General features: G+C 58.2%; 21 protein-coding genes and 1 riboswitch. Of the genes, 12 read left to right on the top strand and 9 right to left on the bottom strand.

The annotated features are described in order from the left end of the window. Positions 1–16: 16 nt before the first annotated feature. Both DWY76_RS04525 and DWY76_RS04520 read left to right on the top strand, forming a co-directional pair. Positions 17–1,018: a substrate-binding domain-containing protein gene (locus tag DWY76_RS04525; RefSeq protein ID WP_097775289.1), complete on the top strand. Its 1,002-nt coding sequence runs from the start codon at positions 17–19 to the stop codon at positions 1,016–1,018. 84 nt (positions 1,019–1,102) lie between these two features. Next, the gene (locus tag DWY76_RS04520) at positions 1,103–1,690 is read left to right on the top strand and encodes a transporter (RefSeq protein WP_097781646.1); all 588 of its coding nucleotides are present in this window, start codon (positions 1,103–1,105) and stop codon (positions 1,688–1,690) included. Between the two features lie 66 nt (positions 1,691–1,756). On the opposite strand, the gene plsY is transcribed toward DWY76_RS04520, so the two are convergent. The 8 genes from plsY to DWY76_RS04480 form a co-directional block, all read right to left on the bottom strand. Beyond that, positions 1,757–2,419, bottom strand: a complete 663-nt coding sequence (plsY, locus tag DWY76_RS04515; protein WP_005944253.1) for a glycerol-3-phosphate 1-O-acyltransferase PlsY — start codon at positions 2,417–2,419, stop codon at positions 1,757–1,759. A gap of 27 nt (positions 2,420–2,446) precedes the next feature. Continuing rightward, the gene (gene der, locus DWY76_RS04510) at positions 2,447–3,790 is read right to left on the bottom strand and encodes a ribosome biogenesis GTPase Der (protein WP_120080057.1); all 1,344 of its coding nucleotides are present in this window, start codon (positions 3,788–3,790) and stop codon (positions 2,447–2,449) included. Between the two features lie 156 nt (positions 3,791–3,946). Next, complete coding sequence (locus DWY76_RS04505; RefSeq protein ID WP_165852562.1) at positions 3,947–5,278, bottom strand: DUF512 domain-containing protein; 1,332 nt, start codon at positions 5,276–5,278, stop codon at positions 3,947–3,949. 93 nt (positions 5,279–5,371) lie between these two features. Continuing rightward, positions 5,372–5,551, bottom strand: a complete 180-nt coding sequence (rpmF, locus tag DWY76_RS04500) for a 50S ribosomal protein L32 (RefSeq protein ID WP_005920250.1) — start codon at positions 5,549–5,551, stop codon at positions 5,372–5,374. Positions 5,552–5,577: 26 nt separating this feature from the next. Continuing rightward, the gene (locus DWY76_RS04495) at positions 5,578–6,078 is read right to left on the bottom strand and encodes a YceD family protein (RefSeq protein ID WP_097781644.1); all 501 of its coding nucleotides are present in this window, start codon (positions 6,076–6,078) and stop codon (positions 5,578–5,580) included. A 141-nt stretch (positions 6,079–6,219) separates the two neighbouring features. After that, complete coding sequence (locus tag DWY76_RS04490; RefSeq protein ID WP_005944262.1) at positions 6,220–6,624, bottom strand: hypothetical protein; 405 nt, start codon at positions 6,622–6,624, stop codon at positions 6,220–6,222. Between the two features lie 51 nt (positions 6,625–6,675). Next, positions 6,676–8,007 (bottom strand): glucose-6-phosphate isomerase, encoded by a 1,332-nt coding sequence (locus DWY76_RS04485; RefSeq protein ID WP_097775285.1) that lies wholly within the window; start codon positions 8,005–8,007, stop codon positions 6,676–6,678. A 213-nt stretch (positions 8,008–8,220) separates the two neighbouring features. Then, positions 8,221–9,459, bottom strand: coding sequence for a D-alanyl-D-alanine carboxypeptidase family protein (locus DWY76_RS04480; RefSeq protein ID WP_120080056.1), 1,239 nt, complete (start codon positions 9,457–9,459; stop codon positions 8,221–8,223). A gap of 214 nt (positions 9,460–9,673) precedes the next feature. Here DWY76_RS04480 and DWY76_RS04475 point away from each other — a divergent pair, with 214 nt between their 5' ends. The 4 genes from DWY76_RS04475 to DWY76_RS04460 all read left to right on the top strand — a co-directional run bounded on the left by DWY76_RS04475 (position 9,674) and on the right by DWY76_RS04460 (position 13,986). After that, entirely contained in the window at positions 9,674–10,030 is a 357-nt protein-coding gene (locus tag DWY76_RS04475; RefSeq protein WP_120080054.1) for a twin-arginine translocation signal domain-containing protein, read from the top strand. A gap of 177 nt (positions 10,031–10,207) precedes the next feature. After that, the gene (mtaB, locus tag DWY76_RS04470) at positions 10,208–11,503 is read left to right on the top strand and encodes a tRNA (N(6)-L-threonylcarbamoyladenosine(37)-C(2))-methylthiotransferase MtaB (protein WP_097776570.1); all 1,296 of its coding nucleotides are present in this window, start codon (positions 10,208–10,210) and stop codon (positions 11,501–11,503) included. A gap of 250 nt (positions 11,504–11,753) precedes the next feature. Next, a complete protein-coding gene (locus DWY76_RS04465) occupies positions 11,754–13,304 on the top strand; it encodes a 4Fe-4S dicluster domain-containing protein (protein WP_120080052.1) in 1,551 nt (516 codons plus the stop codon). Positions 13,305–13,512: 208 nt separating this feature from the next. Next, a complete protein-coding gene (locus tag DWY76_RS04460; RefSeq protein WP_097775281.1) occupies positions 13,513–13,986 on the top strand; it encodes a pilin in 474 nt (157 codons plus the stop codon). Between the two features lie 54 nt (positions 13,987–14,040). Here the strand turns inward: DWY76_RS04460 and DWY76_RS04455 are convergent, their stop codons facing one another. Then, on the bottom strand, positions 14,041–14,244 hold the full coding sequence (locus DWY76_RS04455; RefSeq protein ID WP_044954007.1) for a hypothetical protein: 204 nt from the start codon (positions 14,242–14,244) through the stop codon (positions 14,041–14,043). A 183-nt stretch (positions 14,245–14,427) separates the two neighbouring features. Here DWY76_RS04455 and DWY76_RS04450 point away from each other — a divergent pair, with 183 nt between their 5' ends. The 6 genes from DWY76_RS04450 (at position 14,428) to secA (ending at position 21,430) form a co-directional block, all read left to right on the top strand. Further along, the gene (locus tag DWY76_RS04450; RefSeq protein ID WP_242702906.1) at positions 14,428–15,264 is read left to right on the top strand and encodes a bifunctional hydroxymethylpyrimidine kinase/phosphomethylpyrimidine kinase; all 837 of its coding nucleotides are present in this window, start codon (positions 14,428–14,430) and stop codon (positions 15,262–15,264) included. Between the two features lie 14 nt (positions 15,265–15,278). Next, a complete protein-coding gene (locus tag DWY76_RS04445) occupies positions 15,279–15,785 on the top strand; it encodes a tRNA (cytidine(34)-2'-O)-methyltransferase (protein ID WP_120080048.1) in 507 nt (168 codons plus the stop codon). Continuing rightward, on the top strand, positions 15,776–16,666 hold the full coding sequence (locus tag DWY76_RS04440; RefSeq protein WP_005944288.1) for a DegV family protein: 891 nt from the start codon (positions 15,776–15,778) through the stop codon (positions 16,664–16,666). The genes DWY76_RS04445 and DWY76_RS04440 overlap by 10 nt, the downstream gene beginning before the upstream one ends. A gap of 224 nt (positions 16,667–16,890) precedes the next feature. Beyond that, a riboswitch (PreQ1-III riboswitch) is annotated at positions 16,891–16,991 on the top strand. A 7-nt stretch (positions 16,992–16,998) separates the two neighbouring features. After that, entirely contained in the window at positions 16,999–17,523 is a 525-nt protein-coding gene (locus DWY76_RS04430) for a QueT transporter family protein (RefSeq protein WP_005944292.1), read from the top strand. Positions 17,524–17,542: 19 nt separating this feature from the next. After that, complete coding sequence (locus tag DWY76_RS04425; protein ID WP_120080046.1) at positions 17,543–18,193, top strand: HAD family hydrolase; 651 nt, start codon at positions 17,543–17,545, stop codon at positions 18,191–18,193. 396 nt (positions 18,194–18,589) lie between these two features. Next, a complete protein-coding gene (secA, locus tag DWY76_RS04420; protein ID WP_120080044.1) occupies positions 18,590–21,430 on the top strand; it encodes a preprotein translocase subunit SecA in 2,841 nt (946 codons plus the stop codon). Positions 21,431–21,487: the final 57 nt, after the last annotated feature.

Genomic DNA, 21,487 nt, shown 5'->3' with positions numbered 1-21,487 from the left:
ATAGGAGGAACGCCTTATGAAAAATGCTAAAATTTCCCGCCGCAGCTTTCTGCTTGGCCTTGCCGCCTGCTCTGCCGCAGGCATTCTCACTGCCTGCAAGGGGGATGACACCCCCGCCAGCAGCGCTTCCACCTCGCCGGAAGCACCCGCTTCTTCCGTGAGCGAGCTTGAACCCATCGGGCTGTTTACCGTGGAAGATTTTCCCAAGCTGGACGGCAGCACTGCCTGCATCCCGCTGATGGCCCAGATGATGGCCGATACCACCGGCATCGATCTGGAAGTAGCCCAGAGCGGCATTTCGGTCAGCACCACGGCCTATGCGTGGGAAAACTTCGGCCTATACCCGGATGAGGAGTACACTGCCAGGATGCTGGTGGTCTACGAAGCGCCGGACTACGTAAAGGAAGAGCTGAAAGAAGCAAACGCCCAGCTGGAACAGAAACCCATTGGCCGGGACGCACTGGTGTTCATCGTGAACGAGAACAATCCGGTCAAGAGCCTGACCCGGCAGCAGCTGAAGGATATCTATGCCGGTAAGATCACCAACTGGAAAGAAGTGGGCGGCGAGGATCTTGCCATCGTGCCCTTCCAGCGGGGCGAAGACTCCGGCAGCCAGACCCTGTTCCGCAAGCTGCTCATTCAGGGCGGCGAACTGATGGACCCGCCCACCGAGCTGGCTCCCGCTGCCATGGGTGAGCTGGTGGATAGCATCGCCGCCTACAACAACAGCGCCAATGCCATCGGCTTCTCGGTCTACTACTACATCGACCAGATGTACTCCCAGCCCGGCCTGCGTCTGCTGGCCGTGGACGGCGTGACCCCTTCCAACGACACCATCGCCAGCGAAAGCTACCCGCTGTGCAACGAGTTCTATGCCGTTCTCCATGCGGACGCTGCCGCCGACAGCCCGGAACGCCAGCTTTACGACTGGCTGGATACCGCCGCCGGACAGGACTGCATCAAAAAATCCGGCTATGTAGCGGTGGCACCCGCCACTGCAGCGAACAGTGCCGTCTGATCTTCCAGCAATTGACAGCTTTCTGCATTTCTGTTACAATATTACACATGAATGTTGAAACTTTTTTGCAAAGGAAGGCTCAATATGGACAATTCCTCCTCCCATGTGGAAAGCCGCTGGCGCACCCAGCTGCGCAACCGCATCATTCAGGCGTCCAGTCTGCTGGAAATTTTGCTCTCCGGCCTTGTGCTCATCGGCCTACTGCTCAGCGCTGTGCCGCTCATCAAGTGGATGCCCGGCCTGCTGTTTGACGGTAACGAAGTGGAGATCCGCATTTTTCTGGAGCGGAGCCTTGACATCGTGATCGGCATCGAGTTCATCAAGATGCTGGCCAAGCACAGCCCCGGCAGCAGTCTGGAAGTGCTGCTCTACGCCATTGCCCGTCATCTGGTAGTGGGCCATGACTCGGCAGTAGAAAACCTGCTCAGCGTAGGAGCCATCGCCCTGATCTTCATTGTGCGCAAGTTCTTCTTTGTGCCGGCCTTTGGTGCCCACCTGCCGGACGGCCATCCGGCACCGGATCTTTCACCTCGCCAGAGCGGCATCCCCGCCGATGCGTTTCTCTCCCGCCTGAAGGAGCGCGCCAAGGCCGAGGTGGCCGAGGCCATTCCTTCCGAAGAAGAGACTTTTGACGAGTACGATTTTGAGCAGGCCGCCCCGGAACCAAAATAACATAAACAAAAATGCCCCACAGCACTGCCGGAAAACCAGCAGGCTGCGGGGCATTTTATAATGCTTTTATTTTTTATTGTGCTTTCCGAAGCGGTACTCTTTGCCCTCACGGATGCGCTGGATATTGGCGCGGTGCATATAGATCACCATGCCGGACATAAAGCCGGAGCCAATGGCGCACACCAGCATATCACCGGCGGCATAGCCCTGCAGGGAACCGTAAATGATGGTCAGCACCGGGTAGAGTGCTGCCATGGCCACGCTGCCCAGCGACACCATGCCGGTGGGGATCAGGCACACCAGAAAGATAATGGCCAGAAACGGCAGCAGCACCGGCTGGATGGCCAGAATGGCACCAGCTGCCACCAGCACGCCCTTGCCGCCTTTGAACCCGAAGTACAGCGGGTACAGATGGCCCAGCACTGCAAAGATGGCGGCCAGATAGACACCCAGATACGGCGACACACCAGCATCGGCGGGCAGCATGTGGAACAGCCACCGGCCGATGCACACGGCCAGCACGCCCTTGAGCACATCGCCTGTCGCGGTCATGGCGGCAGCCTTCTTGCCAAAGGTGCGCAGCATGTTGGTCATGCCGGCCGCACCGCTGCCATGATTGCGCACGTCGTCATGATATACGAATTTGCTGACGAGGATGCCGGTATCCACACTGCCCAGCAGGTACGCCTGCAGGATGGTGGCTGCGGCGATCAGGATCGCTTTCATCATAGAAACGGATGCCTCCTTTGCGGGCGCTTACACGTCCTTTGCTCCCACTTCGCCGGAGCCGCGCTCGCGGATCACCAGACGGATGGGAGTGTGTTCCAGACCAAAGTTCTCGCGGATCTGGTTAATCAGATACCGCTGGTAGCTGAAATGGAACAGCTGCTTCGAATTCACAAAGGCCACGAACGTGGGCGGGCGGGTGGATGCCTGAGTCAGATAGAAGATCTTCAGGCGGCGGCCCTTGTCGCTGGGCGGCTGCATCCGGGCTGTGGCGCGGGCCAGCATCTCGTTCAGCACGCCGGTGGGCACGCGGGCACCGTTTTGGCTGTCCACATCGCGGATCAGCTGCATGAGCTTGTTCACGTTGTAGCCGGTCTGAGCCGAGATGAAGATGATAGGAGCATAACCCATAAAGCTGAAGCACTCGGCATAATCGCGGCGCTGCAGCTCCATGGTGTTGGTCTCCTTGCCTTCCACCGCGTCCCACTTGTTGACGACGATGATGCACGCCTTGCCCTGATCGTGGGCATAACCGGCCACCTTGCTGTCCTGCTCGGTAAAGCCAACGGTGGCATCCACAAGGATCAGCGCCACGCGGCTGCGCTCCACAGCGGCCAGTGCGCGCACTACCATATAACGCTCCAGACCGTCGGTGATGTTGCTGCGCTTGCGCAGACCGGCGGTATCGGTAAAGATGAACTTGCCGTAAGCGTTGTCCACCGGGGTGTCAATGGCATCACGGGTGGTGCCCGCCTCGTTTGCCACGATCATGCGGTTCTCGCCCAGAATGCGGTTGGTCAGGCTGGACTTGCCCACATTCGGGCGGCCGATGATGGCAACCGGGATGCGGTTCTCTTCCACCACCGTCTCGCTGAAGTCCAGATGGGCGCACACAGCGTCCAGCAGGTCGCCGGTGCCGTGGCCGTGCACGGACGAAATGGGCATCACCTCGTCAAAGCCGAGGTTGTAGAACTCGTACATCTCCATGGGGGCATCGCCCACCTTGTCGCACTTGTTCACGGCCAGAATGATGGGCTTGTGGCTGCGGCGCAGCATGTGGGCCACATCCTCGTCCGCGGCGGTCAGGCCGTCGCGCACGTCCACCACCATGATGATGCAGTCTGCAGTGTCAATGGCGATCTGGGCCTGCTCCCGCATGTGGGCCAGAATGCCCTCGGTAGCCTTTGGCTCAATACCGCCGGTGTCCACCAGCAGGAAGTCATGGCCGTTCCACTCGCAGTTGGCAAAAATGCGGTCACGGGTAATGCCCGGCGTGTCCTCCACAATGGCAAGGCGCTGACCGCACAGCTTGTTGAACAGGGTGGATTTGCCCACGTTGGGGCGGCCCACCACTGCTACGATCGGTTTGCTCATAGGGGTTCCTCCTTTCTTACAACCCTCTCAGGCACGGCTTACGCCGCGCCAGCTCCCCCGAAAGGGGGAGCTTTTATCACTTCTGCCGAAAGATGCATAAAACCTCGCCCTTCGGGAGAGGTGGCATCGCGCAGCGATGACGGAGAGGGTTTTCTTTTATGCTCTTCTTCTCCTTGCAATGTGCAGGCCGCTGCGCAGCAGGGCGCGGGCTTCGTCGCCGCCAGAGGTCGGCAGCACCTCCACCTTCACGCCAAGGCGCTGGGCCAGCTGGTCGGTGGTGATGTCGTCCAGAAAGGTGTCTTTTTCCTCCCGCAGCATCACGGCGGGCACGCCCAACGTGCCGCTGGTCAGCTTGCCCTCGCACTGAGCAATGATATCGGTCGCCGTTACAAGCCCGGCCACACCCACATTGCCGCCGAAGAATTTGTTCTTGATGGTGTGCACCGTCACCTCGACCATGGGGTACTGGCGGTGCAGCTCAGCCATCATCTGGTGGATGAGCGGCGAAGCCATTTCGCCCGTGACCACGTCCATCTTTTTGGTGCCGTAGATGCGGTGGGGCTTTTCCAGTTCCGCCAGGAATTCCGAGGCATACAGGCGCATCATGCCCACGCCGTTTTCCAGCTGGTCGAAGTCCTCGTAGAACTCTTCCGGCGGGATGGGCCTGCCTGCCTTGAGGTACCATTCATCACTGGGATAAATGATGCGCTTGCCGTGGCGGCGCTTGCACTCATCGCCGAATTCTTCCATGATGTCGATGACTTCGGCGCTGGTCTTTGCATCATACGGTGTCTGCTTGAACAGCTTCTCGCGGTAGTCCGTCACACCGCAGGGCACCGCAGCGATGCTCTGCACCATAGGGGTCAGCTCCAAAAGGTCGGAGAGGGTACGGCGCAGTTCGTCGCCGTCGTTGATGCCACGGCACAGCACCAGCTGACAGTTGACGGCGATGCCGCCCTCCACCAGACGGGGCAGATACTTGAGCACCTCGCCGCCGCGCTTGTTGGCCAGCATCCGCACACGGAGCTGCGGGTTCGTGGTGTGTACTGAAATGTTGATGGGCGAAATGTGCATCTTGATGATGCGGTCGATCTCGTGGTCCTGCATGTTCGTCATGGTGATATAGTTGCCGAACAAAAAGGAAAGCCGCTCGTCATCGTCCTTGAAGTAAAGGCTCTCGCGCATACCAGGGGGCAGCTGGTCGATGAAGCAGAACATGCAGTGGTTGGAGCAGGAGTGCTTCTGATCGCCCAGATAGGTCTGGAAATCGCAGCCAAAGGGACCGCGCTCCGTGCGCTGCACATCCCACTCGCGGATGCCGTCTGCCACCCTTGCTTTCAGGTGGAAGCTTTTGCTGTCGGTGTAGAAATCGTAGTCCAGACTGTCGTTCAGCTCGTTTTCGTCCACGCTCAAAAGCTCGTCACCCGGGCCAAGGCCCAGCACTTCCGCTTCGCTGCCGGGTTCCACCCGTGCGATCTTCATTGCCACCGCATCCACCTCCTTTCAGACAGAACAAGAAGGGGAAGGCATGCGCCCTCCCCTTCTGTACATAACACCATTATGCCACCAATTACGCGCAAATTAGGCCTTCTTGATGACTTCCTCGCCCTTGTAGTAACCGCAGTTGCCACATGCCTGGTGGGGGAGCTTCAGAGAGCCGCAGTTGCTGCACTTGACCAGTGCGGGGGCCTCCAGCTTCCAAACATTGCTGCGACGCTTGTCGCGGCGGGCCTTGGAAAGATGTCTCTTAGGTACTGCCATATTTTTGCACCTCCTTGATGGGTTTATCAGTTCAGCAGTGATTTAAGGATTGCGAGCCTTGTGTCTACGGGAGCTTCGGCATGCTCTGCCGGCTGGCAGGTGCATTCCGCCTTCTTTTTGCCGCACACGGGGCAAAGCCCGGCGCAGTCGGCACTGCAAAGCAGCACCGTGGGGATCTGGAACATAAACTCCTGATTGAGCCATTCATCTACATCCAGATGTCCTTTTTCGTCCAGCGGAAGGTCAAAATCCGGGTCATCCAGATCTCGTTCCTTTACCGTCCACTCCGTATCGACCGTCTCCTCCCGAATGACCGGGTCCAGACAGCGGGCGCACTCTCCGTGCACCGATGCGTTTGCCCGCAGTGTCATCCGGACCTCGTCGCCGTCCGTCTCCGCTTCAAAAACAGCGGTGACCGGCTGCGGGATCCTTGCCCCGGCATAATCATGTGCAGATAAATCACACTGAAACTCTGCATGATAGGGTTGTCTGCCGGTGGCGATAAACTTTCTCAGGTCAAATTGCATAGTACACCTCTAAAAGGCTGCTTTGTTAGTATAGCGCCAACGCAGCCCTTTGTCAACACCAAAACAGGCAGAAAACCGAAAAAATTTAAATTTCCCGGTTCTCTGCCTGTTCAAAGTGGTTCAGATCCCGATTTTCCGGAATTACAGGTACTTCTTCACATCGTGGGGCAGTGCAGCCTCGTCAGCGCTGACGGTAACAGTCACCTTCACGCTGTCGCCTGCAATGGCTGCCATCTCGTCCAGCACAACACCCAGACGGTTGATGTCATGATCCAGCACCTTCAGGATGCCGTCAATGTACAGGTCGGTGATATCGTAGTTGCTTGCCATCAGGCCGGCAACAAAGCCGTACAGCATTTCGCCGCCGGAGATCTTGTACTCGTCCAGGTCGATCAGACGTGCAGCAGGAGCGATGTCGTAGGTGAGCTTCATGCCCTTTTCAACGACGACCACGTTGCCCTTGGAGGTCTTGACCGCATCATTGATCTGGTCGATCATAGCCTTGGTCTTGCCGGAGCCCTTGGTACCAACAATCAGTTTAATCATAGTTCAGTCCTCCTGTATTTTCCACGCCTTGCGGCGGGAGATCATTTTTATTTACTTCAGCTTTGCTTCCAGCTCGGCGGTCAGGCCTTCGTAGCCCGGCTTGCCCAGCAGAGCAAACATATTCTTTTTATAGCTCTCAACGCCCGGCTGGTTGAAGGGATTGACGCTGAGCAGATAACCGCTGCAGGCACATGCACGCCAGAAGAAGTAGATCAGGTAGCCCACATTGTAAGCGGTCAGGTCGTCCACCTCGATCAGCACCTCGGGCACGCCGCCGTCGGTGTGGGCGAGGATGGTACCCTCCATGGCCTTGCGGTTGACAACGCTCATGTTCTGGTTTGCCAGGAAGTTCAGGCCGTCAAAGTTGCCTTCCAGCGGGTCGATGAACAGATCCTGTGCAGGCTTCTTCACGTCCACGATGGTCTCGAACATGGTGCGGGAGCCTTCCTGAATGAACTGACCCATGGAGTGCAGATCGGTGGAGAAGATGCAGCTTGCGGGGAACAGGCCCTTGTTGTCCTTGCCCTCGCTCTCGCCGAACAGCTGCTTGTACCACTCGTTCATCAGGGCGAAGTCCGGCTCGTAGCACTCCAGAATTTCAACGCTCTTGCCCTTGCGGTACAGGATGTTGCGGATGGCAGCATACTTGTAAGCGTCGTTGTCCTTGCTCAGAACGGAGAAGCGCTCCATGGAATCGGCAGCGCCCTTCATCAGGTCGTCGATGCTGATACCGGCAGCAGCAATAGGCAGCAGGCCCACAGCGCTCAGCACGGAGTAGCGGCCGCCCACGTCGTCGGGGACCACGAAGGTGGGCCAGCCCTGTGCGTCGGCCAGCTGCTTCAGGGTGCCCTTGGCACGGTCGGTGGTGGCGTAGATGCGCTTGTTGGCTTCTTCCACGCCCATCTCCTTTTCCAGCAGTTCACGCAGCACGCGGAATGCCAGAGAAGTCTCGGTGGTAGTGCCGGACTTGGAAATGACGTTGATGGAGAAGCGCTTGCCCTTGCACAGGCTGATGATGTTGTTCAGGTAGGTGGGGCTGATGCTGTTGCCGCAGAAGTAGATCTTGGGGCCATTTTCCAGCTCATTGTGGAACTGGCCCTTGACGGCCTCGATGACAGCGCGTGCGCCCAGATAGCTGCCGCCGATGCCGGCCACCACCAGCACATCGGAATCCTCGCGGATCTTTGCGGCGGCTTCCTTGATGCGGGCGAACTCTTCCTTATCATAATCACGGGGCAGATACATCCAGCCGAGGAAATCATTGCCCGGGCCGGACTTTGCTTCCAGCTGGTTATGGGCAGCTTCCACCTGCGGATAGATGGCTGCATATTCCTCTTCGCTGATAAAGCTGGAGAGGTGTTTTGTGTTCAGTGCGACGCTCATTTTATTATAACCTCCAAACGATTTGCCGGGCCTTTGCCCTGCGAGGAAATATCTTGGTATAAGTGTACCGTTCCCTCCGGGCAAAGTCAAGGTCAAAATCCTTGGATTTCATACAATTTTAATAGTGTTTTTTTGTTTCTTCATCCAGAATTGTTCACACAGACAGTTCCACGCAGCTTACCGCAGCGCGCTTTTGTACGCTGAAGCGTGCATTCAGCTTTCGCAGCCGGTCAAAGCGTCCCACAACAGGCCGAATGCGGTGCCAAAGTCCATTTTTTCAGCATCGGCAGCGGCGCGCACCTCGTACTCGCCCAGTTGGGTCTCCCCGCTCAGGATGCGCACCGTGCCAACGGTCTGGCCCAGCTGCACCGGTGCTTCCAGCTCCTGCGGCAGATCCAGCTGCGCGGTGAGGGCGGCGGCGTTTTCCTTGGGCATCAGCAGCGTTTCGGGCAGAGCGGTGTAGTCCAGCGGTACGCTTTCCTCTGCACTGCCCTTTACTTTTATAAGAAGAGGCCGGTCCTCCATGGCGGGCAGCGGCACGGCGGCGTAGGCCGCAAAGCCGTAGTCCAGCAGGGTGGTGGCCGCTGTGAACCGCTCCGAGCTGGAGAGCGACCCCAGCACCACGGCGATGAGGTCCAGCCCGTCGCGGGTGGCGCTGGCGCTGATGCACACGCCCGCGCCGCTGGTGGTGCCGGTTTTCAGGCCGGTGATGCCGTTGTAGCGCTTGAGCAGCTTGTTGGTGTTCACCAGCTGGGTGGCACCGCCGCGCAGGGTGTCCGTCCAGATGCCGGTATAGTGCAGCACCTCCGGGCAGGTGTTCAAAATCTCGCGGCTCATGATGGCAACATCGTGGGCGGTGGAAAGATGCCCTTCGGTGTCCAGCCCGCAGGCATTGTGGAAGGTGGTGTTCACCATGCCCAGCTCTGCGGCGCGGGCGTTCATCATCTGCACAAAGCCCGGCTCACTGCCGCCCACCAGCTCTGCCACAGCCACAGCGGCATCATTGGCAGAGGACACACAAATGGCTTTGATCATCTCGTCCAGCGTGAACTGCTCCCCCGGCTCCAGCCAGATCTGACTGCCGCCCATGTGGTAGGCGTGTTCACTTACCGGCACCAGCGTGTCCATGGCAATGCGGCCGTCGTGCACGGCTTCAAAGGTGAGCAGCAGGGTCATTACCTTGGTAATGGATGCAATGGGCATCTGCTGGTCGGCGTTCTTTTCATATAATATAGTGCCCGTCTGCTGGTCGATCAGGCAGGCGGCGCGGCAGGGCAGCTCCAAGGCAGGCTGTGCCGCCGCGGGCTGCACCGGCTGGGTCTGGTCTGCAGCTGCCTGCACCGCCGGGTTTTGCTGCCGCAGCCCATTGCCCTGCGCCGTGCCAAAGGCCAGCGCAAACAGCCAGAAGCACACCACCCCTGCACACAAAAGCGCCAAGTTTTTCCGCTCCATTTCGGTCCCTCCCTGCGCAATGTCTCTTGCTGAGAGAGTATGCAGGGGCCTTTTTGTTTAGAATATCCTGCGCCCGCACCGCAGCCCACATTTTTTATTTTGTCTTTTTCTACAAAAGGTCTTGACTTTTGTCCCTCTTATAGTGTAAATTGGAGATGGCCCAAAAAGGCTGTATTGCTTCATTTGTGGAATTATTTTTTAGGAGGATACTATTATGATTCTGTCTCGTCGTTCTTTCCTGAAGATGGCTGGTCTGACCGTTGTTGCTGCTGCAGGTGCTTCCATGTTCACCGGCTGTGGCCTTTTCAGCACCACGCCTATCAAGGTAGTCGCCGCTAAGGATTCTACCAAGGAGTTCCAGGCTGCTGTTGCAGAGCTGAACAAAAAGAAGCTGGTCGTATGGCCTGCTGATGCAAACGGCGCTTATCTGAACAGCTTCCTGATGACCAATCTGGCCGCTAATGGTCTCTCCGGCTTCGCTGTGGAAAAGGCCGAGTATAAGACCGCTAAGGACGCAGAGACTGGTAAAGAGTACAAGTATCTGGAAGTCACCGTTAAGTCCACTAAATAATTTTTCTAAAGTTCTCTTTGAGAGACGGGCGTTTGCCCGTCTCTTTTTGTTTTGCCCGCTTTCCAGCAAAAAAGTGCCTGCTGCTGTGCATCCGGTCTTGCGCCGCACCGCCGCTGTGATATATAATAAAGAGCAATGCAAACACCACCCCGTTTTTTGTCGAAAGGATATCCCCTCATGCGAGTTTGTTTTTATACCCTTGGCTGCAAGGTCAACCTGAATGAGACCGGTGCGCTGGAACAGATGTTCCGCGCCAACGGCTTTACCATTGCGCAGGAGAACGAGCCTGCGGATGTTTTTGTGGTGAACAGCTGCACCGTAACCAACTTTGGCGACCAGAAAAGCCGCAAGTGGCTGCGCCGCAAAAAGCGCGAGAACCCCGGCGCGGTCACGGTGCTTACCGGCTGCTACCCGCAGGCTTTCCCGGAGGAAGCCGCCCAGTTCACTGAGGCCGACCTTGTGTGCGGCAACGGCGACCGCAAGGCCATTTTGGATAACGTTCTCAAGCTGCTGGACGGCCATGAGCGCATTGTGGCCATCACGCCCCACCAGCGCGGCGAAAAATTTGAAGAGCTGCCCGTGGAGCGGTTCGAGACCCACACCCGTGCCTTTATCAAGGTAGAGGACGGCTGCAACCGCCAGTGCGCCTACTGCGTCATCCCACGGGCCCGCGGCCCGGTGCGCAGCCGCGACGAAGCCAGCATCCTTGCCGAATTGCGCCAGCTGGCGGCTTCCGGCTACCGCGAGGTGGTGCTCAGCGCCATCTCCCTGCCCAGCTATGGTCTGGATACCGGCACCAACCTTGTGGAGCTGGTGGAGCACTGCGCTCAGGTGGAGGGCATCCAGCGCATCCGTCTGGGCAGTCTGGACCCGGATATGCTCACGCCGGAGTTCATCACCCGCCTTGCCGCCGTGGAAAAGCTCTGCCCGCAGTTCCACCTGAGCCTGCAGAGCGGCTGCACCGCCACCCTGCGCCGGATGCGCCGCGTGTACACCGCCGAGCAGTACGCACAGGTGGTGGACCAGCTGCGCGCCGCCTACGGGGAGCGCCCGGTCAGCTTTACCACCGACTGCATCTGCGGCTTTCCCGGCGAGACGCAGGCCGATTTTGAAGAGAGCTGCGAATTTTTGAAAAAGATCGGCTTTCTCAAGGTGCATGTGTTCCCCTACTCCCGCCGCAGCGGCACCCCGGCCTACGATTTCCCGGAGCAGGTGCACGAGCGGGAAAAGCAGGAGCGCAGCCGCGTGATGAACGGCATTGCCGAGGAGGTGCGCCGCGAAGTGCTGGCCGCCTATGTGGGCACCGAGGACGACGTGCTGCTGGAGACCCCGCTTTCCGGCACGCTGTTCACTGGCTACACCCGGCTGTACATTCCGGTGGTGGTGTCCGCCCCCGGCCACGAAAGCGGGCAGATCGTGCACGTAACGCTTGGCGAGTACGACGGCGAGCGCGTGCGTGCAGCACTTTGCTAAGTTTACGCGCTTAAAACTGTTGATTCTGTACACGAGGACAAATACAACAAATTTTTAACAAATTTTGCGTTTTATCCCTTTTCATCCGGCACGCTTTATGCTAAAATGAAAGTGGATCATCCCGGGCACAGCGCTGTTTGCAGCAGTGTGTTACCAATGTGCCCTGTAACGCGCCCGCCCTGCGCGGCAGAACGCTGTCGGCAGCCGGGTGCAGCCCGTTTGTTTTTAGCAAAGCAAGGAGAGAATTGGAATGAGTTTCAGAGGAATCAATACCACGGTCATCCAGATCCGCCGTCAGGTGTTCACCGAGGTGGCACGCATGGCTTACGCCAACGTCAAGGGCGAGCAGGCCAACCACCTGATGCGCAAGATCCCCTACACCATCATCCCCGGCGAGGAAGGCAAGCTGCGCAAGGACATCTTCCTGGAGCGCGCCATCGTTGAGGAGCGCGTGCGTCTGGCCATGGGCCTGCCCACCCGCCGCATGGACGAGCACAACAGCGTCGTCTCCGGTCTGGAGGATGCATCCATCGCCGATAAGTATTATGATCCCCCGCTGGTGAACGTGATCAAGTTTGCCTGCAACCGCTGCCCGGAAAAGCTGGTCAAGGTCTCCGACCTGTGTCAGGGCTGCCTTGCCCACCCCTGTATGGAAGTGTGCCCCAAGAAGGCCATCACATGGGAGAGCGGCCGTTCCATCATCGATCAGGACAAGTGCATCAAGTGCGGCCGCTGCGTCGGCGTGTGCCCCTACAACGCCATCGTCAAGACCGAGCGTCCCTGCGCTGCAGCCTGCGGCATGGGTGCCATCCACTCCGATGAGCTGGGCCGTGCCGAGATCGATTACAGCAAGTGCGTTTCCTGCGGCCAGTGTCTGGTCAACTGCCCCTTCGGTGCCATTGCCGACAAGGGCCAGATCTATCAGCTGATCCAGGGCTTCAACCGCGGCGACCGCATCTACGCGCTGGTGGCTCCCGCCTTCATCAACCAGTTCCCGGGTCTGGCTTCCACCGGCAAGCTCAAGGCCGCCCTGAAGGCCGTCGGCTTCTACGATGTGGTGGAGGTTGCCATTGGTGCCGACCTGTGCACCGTGGACGAAGCACACGACTTCCTGGAGGAAGTGCCCGAGAAGCTCAGCTTCATGGCAACTTCCTGCTGCCCGGCATGGAGCATGATGGCAAAGACCGCTTTCCCGGATCTTGCCAAGAATATCTCCATGACCATGACCCCCATGGTGTTCACCGCCCGCATGATGAAGCAGAAGGACCCCGAGGCCCGTATGTGCTTCATTGGACCCTGCGCCGCAAAGAAGCTGGAAGCTTCCCGCCGCACCGTCCGCTCCGATGTGGACTTCGTGCTCACCTTTGAAGAGCTGGCCGGTATCATCGAGGCCAAGGATGTGGACACCAGCCTGCTGGAAGTGGACGAGGCCGAAGCTCTGCACGCTGCATCCGCAGCAGGCCGCGGCTTTGCACAGTCCGGCGGCGTTGCCAAGGCTGTTGCCGATAAGATCAAGGAATGGCACCCGGATATGGATGTCAAGATCGCATCCGCACAGGGCCTTGCCGAGTGCAAGAAGCTGCTCATGCTGGCCAAGGCCGGCAAGTACAACGGCTACCTGCTGGAAGGCATGGGCTGCCCGGGCGGCTGCATCGGCGGCGCAGGCACCATTGCCGACCCTGCACGCACGGCCATCCAGCTGAACAAGTACGTCAAGGAAGCTCCCTTCGCCGACCCGGAGCAGAGCCCCTTTATGAGCGAGATCCATGTTCTGAAGGACGACCCCGACTTTGAACTTTAAGCGCTGATTTTTCAAGAACCGCTTCTCCTGCCGGAGGGGCGGTTCTTCGTCATCTTCGCCCACCATATTTTATCAATGTGCAACATTTCTGTGAAAGCTTCACGAAGCGGATTGACAATTTTGCACAGCCATGCTATTTTAGCATTGACAAACCGGTATTACCGCAATTGTTCAACGCCGCCTCTGTGGCAGGAAAGGCAGATCATTCATGACGAACACTTATAAGCGCGTAAGCGCCGCCCTGCTCTCAGTGCTGCTGCTGTGCATGTTCACCTTTGGTGCAAGCGCTGCTTCCAGCCTGAACGTAGGCATTAAATTCTGGAAAGAAAGATCCGATAAGGAATCCATGGCCAACACCGGCATCGATGCCAGCCGTGATGTCACCCTCACCCGCCAGTCCAACGGCACCTACACGCTCACCCTGCCCATCCAGCAGGTAAGCAAGATGGGTGTCACCGGCTATCTGTCCGGCCTGACCATTGGTGATGTGACCTACACCGGCACCGTCTCCGGCGATGTTGCCAAGGGCACCGGCGTGCTCACCATCAAGAACATGCCCGCCTCGGTGCTGACCGGCAGTGATGTGAACAAGGCACTCACCGTTACCTGCAACATTCAGATGGATCTGAGCGTGCTGGGCGAGATCAACACCGCGGCCCGCATGTGCATCTGGAACAAGTAAGTTTTTTCAAGCAAAGAACGGCGTTCCCCACCGGAACGCCGTTCTTTGCTTTTATCACTCCATGTGCTTTTCCACAAAGTCGCCAACCATTTTGTCCAGCTGCAGCACAGCGTTCTCGGCACCCTTCATCACCTTGCGGGTGGTGCGGCGCAGCTGGCGCTGGTTCTGGGTGGCGGCCATCACGCCCACGGCACCCAGTGCCGCCCCCGCGGCCATGCCAAGCAGCATCCCGGAAGAACTGGTGGATTCATGTTTCATAGTAAAACTCCTTTCGGTGAAAAAGATCCGGTCTCCGGCGTTATTATTTCCTGTAAACTATCTGGTATCCGCTTTTTTTATGCAGAAATTTGTGGTATACTGTTCTACGATGTTTTAATGGGCGGGTGTGCCCGGCTAAAAAGTGCACTGCTCATTCCGCATACTGGTAAGGAGGTTCCTTATTTGATACACCCTGTTGAACCCAAAAAAGTCCTTTGCATCCACGATCTTTCCGGCATGGGCCGCTGCAGCCTTGCAGTGATCCTGCCGGTGCTGTCGGTCATGGGCGTGCAGCCGGTAGCCCTGCCCACGGTGGTGCTTTCCACCCACACAGGCGGGCTTGGCACACCTGCACGGCTGGACGGCTGCGCCTACGGCGAACAGGCGCTGGAGCATTACCATGCGCTCGGCGTGGAGTTTGACTGCATCTATACCGGCTATCTGGGCGGTGAGGATCAGGTGGCACTGGCCGAAAAAGCCTTTGCCCTCTGGCCCGCAGCCAAAAAGATCGTTGACCCGGTCATGGGCGACAACGGCAAGGCTTACTCCACCGTAACGCCTGCTTTGATCGACCGCATCCGTGCACTGTGCGGTGCTGCCGATCTGATCCTGCCCAACTACACCGAGGCACAGATCCTGCTGCAGCGCCAGCCGCAGACCGAGCTGCTCACCGATGAAGCCGCACAGGCTCTGGCTGACGAGCTGACCGCTCTGGCCCCCGGGGCTGTCGTCACCGGCCTGCCGCTGGGCAAATACATCGGCTGTGCAGGCAGCGGAAAAGACCGCTTCCTCATCAAAAAGCTGCACATCAGCCGCAGCTTTCCCGGCACCGGCGACCTGTACGGTGCGGTGCTCATCGGCTCGCTGCTGCAGGGCAACGCCCTGAGTGCCGCCGCCGACAACGCTGCCGAGTTCGTGGCGCTTTCCATCCAGAACACGCCCGCCGCGCAGGATACCCGCTACGGGGTCTGGTTCGAGCCGCTTCTGCCGCGCCTGTGCCCGGCAAGCTCGGCGGAATAAGGGGAGGTACACCGATGAACGAAAAGCCAACCTTGAACATCGTTCTGGTGGAGCCGCGCATCCCGCAGAACACCGGCAATGTGGCCCGCACCTGTGCCTGCACTGCCTGTCGGCTGCATCTGGTAGGCCCCATGGGCTTTGCCATCGATGATAAAAAGCTCAAGCATGCGGGTCTGGATTACTGGCACTACCTCGACATCAGCTATTACGACAGTCTGGACGAGTTCTTTGCCAAAAACAGCGGCCCCTATTACTATTTTACCACCAAGGCACCGCAGCGCCACACCGATGTGAGCTACCCGGACGGTGCATACCTCGTGTTCGGACGCGAGGATGCCGGCCTGCCCGAAGCCTTGCTTGCCGCCAATCAGGAGCACTGCATCCGAATGCCCATGCGCGACACCTGCCGCAGCCTGAACCTTTCCAACAGCGTGGCCGTGGGCGTGTATGAAGTGCTGCGCCAGTGGGACTTTCCGGAGCTTTTGGACCACGGACACTTACGAGACTACGAATGGAAATGAGGGACATTATGAGCAAGATTGCGATCCTGACCGATTCCTCCTGCGATATCCCGCAGGAGATGGCCGAAAAATACGGCATCGACATCATGAGCTTCCACATCCTGCTGGACGATGTGGACTACGTGGAGCGTGAAAGCTGCACCAACACCGAATTTTACGATAAGATGCGTGCCGCTAAGGGCGTGCCCTCCACTGCCGCCATCACCCCCATCCAGTTCTGCGAAAAATACTGCCAGTACGTGGACGAGGGCTATACGGATGTCATTCATGTACCCATCAACAAATCCGGCTCTTCCACCTACAATAACGCCCTCATGGCACAGGGGATGCTGCGGGAAGAGCGCCCGGAGCACCACTTGAAGATTCATCTGCTGGACCCCCACACCTATTCCATGGTGTTCGGCTGGTATCTGTGCGAAATGGCCCGCAAGCTGAAGAACGGCGCAGAGATCAGCCATGTGATCCGGGAGTTTGAAAAGCAGATGGACTGCATGGAGATCGTTCTGGGCCCCTACAGCCTGAAGCAGATGAAAAAGAGCGGACGCATCTCTGCCGCTGCTGCTGTTATGGGCGAGCTGATGGGCATTCGTCCCATCATCACCCTGATCGACGGCAAGACCAAGGTGGAAGCCAAGGTACGCGGCGATGACAAGGTGGTGCCCGCCATGGTGGAGCTGTGCAAACAGCGCAGCGAAGGCGTGGAGAACTTTGATTATATGATCGGCCACACCAACATCCCGCAGACCGCCGATCTGGAAAAGGCCTGCCGCAAGGCCTTTGGCAAGCCGCCGCTGCTGGTGTTTGAGCTGGGCGGTGTCGTTTCCGCCAACACCGGCCCCGACACGGTGGCTCTGGTATACACCGGACACCCCAGAGGGTAACACACGATTTTAATAGCCTCCGCTTTCGCTCTGGCTATTTCAGCGGTAATTTTATTTTTATTTTGAGGTTCCGAAAAGCCTGCGGGCTTTTCGGAACCTCTTTTTCACCGGAAGGGTCCAAACCAAAAACTGCATCTGTACCTGATTCTGCGAAAATTCGTTGCAATCTGCCAAAAATTATGCTATACTGCCTTTTGCTGTGCTTTTTGTGCGGCATCCTTTCAGAGCAACTTAGGATTTTAGGCTCCCCGGCGTGTCTCGAACCATGCCGGGCCAAACCCACAGGGGCTGGCGGCCCTGTGCGGTCAAAATCATCCCGCTGGAGTATTATCATGAATCAGAATCCTTCCGTCCGTAAACTGGTGCGCTGCGGCGTGGTCGCAGCCATTTATGTTGTTCTCTGCATGGCTCTGCAGCCGCTCTCCTATGGTGCGGTACAGGTGCGTGTGGCTGAGGCGCTCTGCCTGCTCCCGGTGTTCGGTGCCGAGTACATTGCCGGTGTGGTACTGGGCTGCTTTTTGGCAAACCTGCTGGGCTCCACCATCGTGGATGTCATCTTTGGCACCCTTGCCACCCTGCTGGCTTGCCTTGTCACCTACAAGCTGCGGAACATCCGCATCAAGGGTCTGGCTGTGGCGGCTTCTCTGCCGCCGGTGCTGTTCAATGCCGTGATCATCGGCATTGAGATTGCCGTCATGTTCCCGGACCCCACCTCCAGCGCTCCCATCTGGCTGGCCTGCATCACCAACGGCATCTCCGTAGGTATCGGCGAGCTCATCAGCTGCACCGTTCTGGGTGTGCTGCTGGTGAAGATCATCGAGAGCAGCAAGGCCCTGCGCAAAATTTTTGCAGCTTAATGACCGCAAGGAGGTTTCCATGCAGGCAAACGGAATGATCTTCTGGGACTGGAACGGCACTTTGATGGATGATGTTGATTTCACCCACAGCTGTCTCAACTGGATGCTGGAGACCCACGGTTATCCGCAGCGGTACGATCTTGCCGCTTACCGGGAAATTTTCGGTTTTCCCATTGAGGAATACTACATCCGCGCCGGTTTCAACTTTGCAAAGCACCCTTATGCAGAGCTGGCCGAGCGCTTTATGGAACATTATAACGCAGGTGTGGATGCCTGTCCCCCCTCTGCACACGCTGCCGAGACGCTGGCCGAACTTTCGCGCCGGGGCTGGCGGCAGAGCGTGCTTTCCGCCTCCCGCCGGGACTACCTGATCGAGCAGGTAGCCGCACGGGGCCTGCAGGGCTATTTTACTGAGTTGCTCGGCCTTGCAGACATCTATGGCGTAAGCAAAGTGCAGGTGGGCAAACAGTGGCTTGCACAAAGCGGCATCGCCCCTGCTGCCTGCGTGATGGTGGGCGACACCCAGCACGATGCCGAAGTTGCAAAGGCCCTTGGCACAAAATGCGTGCTCTACACCGGCGGCCACCAGTCCCGCGCGCGGCTCGAGGCTGTGTGCCCAAATGTCATCGACGATCTGGCACAGCTGCCGCAGTTGCTGGAAACCTTATAATGTACATCTGACCACTTCTGATTTGCAAAAATCAGAGGTGGTTTTTGTTTTAGCTGGCTCGCCCTCTCAGTCTCGCATTCGCTCGCCAGCTCCCCCAAAGGGGGAGCCTCTGGCGAAACCGGAAACTTTGCGTGGATTGCCAAGGCCTCCCACTTTGGGGGAGGTGGATGCGACCAGCGGGAGCAGACGGAGAGGGCGAGGCTGTTCGCCTCCACCACATATCTTTTCCTTTTATGAACCCCCTTCCAGCGCAAATTTACAGAAAATTCATTCAAAATCCGGCTAAAATAACCTTGCAGGTTTGACGCGTCTGCCGCTTTGGTGTATCATATATGTGTGTATTTATGTCTATCTCCGGGAAGCATTTTCCCGAATTTGATCTATGAGGTGTTACCAATGTCCCTTGTTGAAAAACTCTTTGGCAGCTTCTCGGACCGGGAGCTGAAAAAGATCAACCCCATTGCCAAGCAGGTGCTGGCTCTGGAAGAAAAATATGCCGCCATGCCGGATGCCGACCTGCAGGCACAGACCGCTGTGTTCAAGCAGCAGCTGGCCGACGGCAAGACCACCGATGATATCCTGCCCGATGCCTTTGCCGTCTGCCGCGAAGCCGCATGGCGCGTGCTGGGCATGAAGCACTTCCCTGTGCAGGTCATCGGCGGCATTGCCCTGCACCGCGGCGATATTTCCGAGATGCAGACCGGTGAAGGCAAGACTCTTGTGGCTACCCTGCCCGCCTACCTGAATGCCCTCACCGGTGAGGGCGTGCATGTTGTCACCGTCAACGATTACCTTGCCAAGCGCGACAGCGAGTGGATGGGCAAGCTCTACCGCTGGCTGGGCCTTTCTGTCGGCCTGATCGCACAGGGCATGGACGGTGATGCACGCCGCGCCGCCTATGCTGCCGACATCACCTACGGTACCAACAACGAGTTCGGCTTTGACTACCTGCGTGACAACATGGTGACCTATAAGGCCAACATGGTGCAGCGCGGCCACGCCTATGCCATCGTCGATGAAGTGGACTCCATCCTGATCGATGAAGCCCGCACGCCCCTGATCATTTCCGGCCGCGGCGAGGATTCCTCCAGCCTGTACACACAGGTGGACCGCTTTGTGCGTACCCTGCGCAAGAGCGTGGTGGTAGAGCTGGAGGATAAAGTCTCTACCGACGAGCAGACCGACGGTGATTACGTCGTGGACGAAAAACACAAGACCTGTACCCTGACTGCCAGCGGCATCAAGAAAGCGGAAGCCTACTTCAAGGTCGAGAACCTTGCCGCCGCCGAGAACATGACCCTTGCCCATCACATCGATCAGGCCATCAAGGCTTACGGCGTGATGCAGCGGGACATCGATTACGTGGTCAAGGATGGTCAGGTCATCATCGTGGACGAGTTCACCGGCCGTCTGATGATCGGCCGCCGCTACAACGAAGGCCTGCATCAGGCCATCGAAGCCAAGGAGGGCGTGAAGATCGCCGCCGAGAGCAAAACGCTGGCTACCATCACCTTCCAGAACTACTTCCGCATGTACAAAAAGCTGTCCGGTATGACCGGTACCGCCAAGACAGAAGCCACCGAGTTCACCGAGATCTACGGCCTGAACATCGTTACGGTGCCCACCAACCGCCCCCGTCAGCGCATCGATTATCCGGATGCCATCTACAAGACGGTCAACGGCAAATACAATGCCGTTATCCAGCAGGTGCTGGAATGCCACCAGAAGGGCCAGCCCGTGCTGGTGGGTACGGTCAGCGTGGAAAAGAGTGAGACCCTTGCCAAGATGCTGCAGAAATACACCCGCGACTTCAACGTGCTGAACGCAAAGAACCACGAGCGTGAAGCCGAGATCGTGGCGCAGGCCGGCAAAAAGGGTGCCATTACCATTGCCACCAACATGGCAGGCCGTGGTACCGATATCATGCTGGGCGGCAACGCCGAGTTCATGGCCAAGGCCCAGATGCGCAAGGAACACTTCTGCGAAAACCTGCTGAACCCGGAAAAGCCCGAGGATGCCGACCCGGCTGCAGTGGAAATGCTGCTGACCGAAGCCAACGGTCACGGCGATACCGAGGATGCCAACATCCTTGCTGCCCGCAAGCGCTTCGATGAGCTGTACGCCCAGTGCAAGCCCCAGATCGATGCCGAAGCTGAGCAGGTGCGCGCTGCAGGCGGCCTGTTCATCATCGGCACCGAACGCCACGAGAGCCGCCGCATCGACAACCAGCTGCGCGGCCGTGCCGGCCGTCAGGGCGACCCGGGTGCTTCCCGCTTCTATCTGAGCCTGGAAGATGACCTGATGCGCCTGTTCGGCGGCGACCGCGTCTCCAGCCTGATGGATACCCTCAAGATCGATGAGGACACTCCCATCGAGAACCGCATGATCACCAACACGCTGGAAAGCGCCCAGAAAAAGCTGGAAGGCCGCAACTTCGAGATCCGCAAGAACGTGCTGAAGTACGACGACGTGATGAACCAGCAGCGCGAGATCATCTATGGTCAGCGCCGCAAGGTGCTGGATGGCGAGGACATCAGCACCGAGATGCACAAGATGCTGCGCGAGAACATCGATTCCAGCTGCGACCAGTTCCTGGCCGGTGATGTGAAGGACGACTGGGACTTTGGTGCCCTGCGCCGCCACTATCTGGGCTGGCTGACCACCGAGGAAGACCTCCACTACACCGTGGCCGACTTTGACGATATCTCCCGCAAGGGCATTGCCGACCAGCTCTATGACCGCGGCATGAAGATCCTCGCCGACAAGGAGCAGCGCTACGGTGCTCCCATCATGCGTGAGCTGGAGCGCATCTGCCTGCTCAAGTGCGTGGACCGCATGTGGATGGACCACATCGACAACATGGACCAGCTGCGTCAGGGCATTGCGCTGCGCGGCTACGGCCAGAAGGACCCCGTTGTGGAGTACCGCATCGAGGGCTTTGACATGTTCGACCAGATGGTGGATTCCATCCGTGAGTCCAGTGTGAAGATGCTGCTGACCATCGAGATCCGTCAGGCCGGTGCTGCCCCCAAGCGTGAGCAGGTGGCAAAGCCCACCGGCGAAGGCTTTGTGCCCGGCAACGGTGCACCCGGTGCCAAGGGTGCACCCCACGGCCAGCCTGTGCGTGTCATCAAAATTGGCCGCAATGACCCCTGCCCCTGCGGCAGCGGCCTGAAGTGGAAAAAGTGCACCTGCGCCAAGTACCACCCGGAAGGCACATCGACGAACGAAAACTAAGTAAAAAACCTCTCAGGCTCTGCCATAAGGCAGGGTCTGGGAGGTTTTTGATAAAAT

Origin of the sequence: Faecalibacterium sp. AF27-11BH (assembly GCF_003603005.1) — a bacterium.
Taxonomy (GTDB): domain Bacteria; phylum Bacillota; class Clostridia; order Oscillospirales; family Ruminococcaceae; genus Faecalibacterium; species Faecalibacterium taiwanense.
This window is presented reverse-complemented; position numbering and strand designations above follow the sequence as displayed.

Coding starts and splice junctions, on each gene's coding strand:
- DWY76_RS04525 (WP_097775289.1), top strand. CDS start 17: ATGAAAAATGCTAAAATTTCCCGCCGCAGCTTTCTGCTTGGCCTTGCC.
- DWY76_RS04520 (WP_097781646.1), top strand. CDS start 1,103: ATGGACAATTCCTCCTCCCATGTGGAAAGCCGCTGGCGCACCCAGCTG.
- plsY (WP_005944253.1), bottom strand. CDS start 2,419: ATGATGAAAGCGATCCTGATCGCCGCAGCCACCATCCTGCAGGCGTAC.
- der (WP_120080057.1), bottom strand. CDS start 3,790: ATGAGCAAACCGATCGTAGCAGTGGTGGGCCGCCCCAACGTGGGCAAA.
- rpmF (WP_005920250.1), bottom strand. CDS start 5,551: ATGGCAGTACCTAAGAGACATCTTTCCAAGGCCCGCCGCGACAAGCGT.
- DWY76_RS04495 (WP_097781644.1), bottom strand. CDS start 6,078: ATGCAATTTGACCTGAGAAAGTTTATCGCCACCGGCAGACAACCCTAT.
- DWY76_RS04490 (WP_005944262.1), bottom strand. CDS start 6,624: ATGATTAAACTGATTGTTGGTACCAAGGGCTCCGGCAAGACCAAGGCT.
- DWY76_RS04485 (WP_097775285.1), bottom strand. CDS start 8,007: ATGAGCGTCGCACTGAACACAAAACACCTCTCCAGCTTTATCAGCGAA.
- DWY76_RS04480 (WP_120080056.1), bottom strand. CDS start 9,459: ATGGAGCGGAAAAACTTGGCGCTTTTGTGTGCAGGGGTGGTGTGCTTC.
- DWY76_RS04475 (WP_120080054.1), top strand. CDS start 9,674: ATGATTCTGTCTCGTCGTTCTTTCCTGAAGATGGCTGGTCTGACCGTT.
- mtaB (WP_097776570.1), top strand. CDS start 10,208: ATGCGAGTTTGTTTTTATACCCTTGGCTGCAAGGTCAACCTGAATGAG.
- DWY76_RS04465 (WP_120080052.1), top strand. CDS start 11,754: ATGAGTTTCAGAGGAATCAATACCACGGTCATCCAGATCCGCCGTCAG.
- DWY76_RS04460 (WP_097775281.1), top strand. CDS start 13,513: ATGACGAACACTTATAAGCGCGTAAGCGCCGCCCTGCTCTCAGTGCTG.
- DWY76_RS04455 (WP_044954007.1), bottom strand. CDS start 14,244: ATGAAACATGAATCCACCAGTTCTTCCGGGATGCTGCTTGGCATGGCC.
- DWY76_RS04445 (WP_120080048.1), top strand. CDS start 15,279: ATGAACGAAAAGCCAACCTTGAACATCGTTCTGGTGGAGCCGCGCATC.
- DWY76_RS04440 (WP_005944288.1), top strand. CDS start 15,776: ATGGAAATGAGGGACATTATGAGCAAGATTGCGATCCTGACCGATTCC.
- DWY76_RS04430 (WP_005944292.1), top strand. CDS start 16,999: ATGAATCAGAATCCTTCCGTCCGTAAACTGGTGCGCTGCGGCGTGGTC.
- DWY76_RS04425 (WP_120080046.1), top strand. CDS start 17,543: ATGCAGGCAAACGGAATGATCTTCTGGGACTGGAACGGCACTTTGATG.
- secA (WP_120080044.1), top strand. CDS start 18,590: ATGTCCCTTGTTGAAAAACTCTTTGGCAGCTTCTCGGACCGGGAGCTG.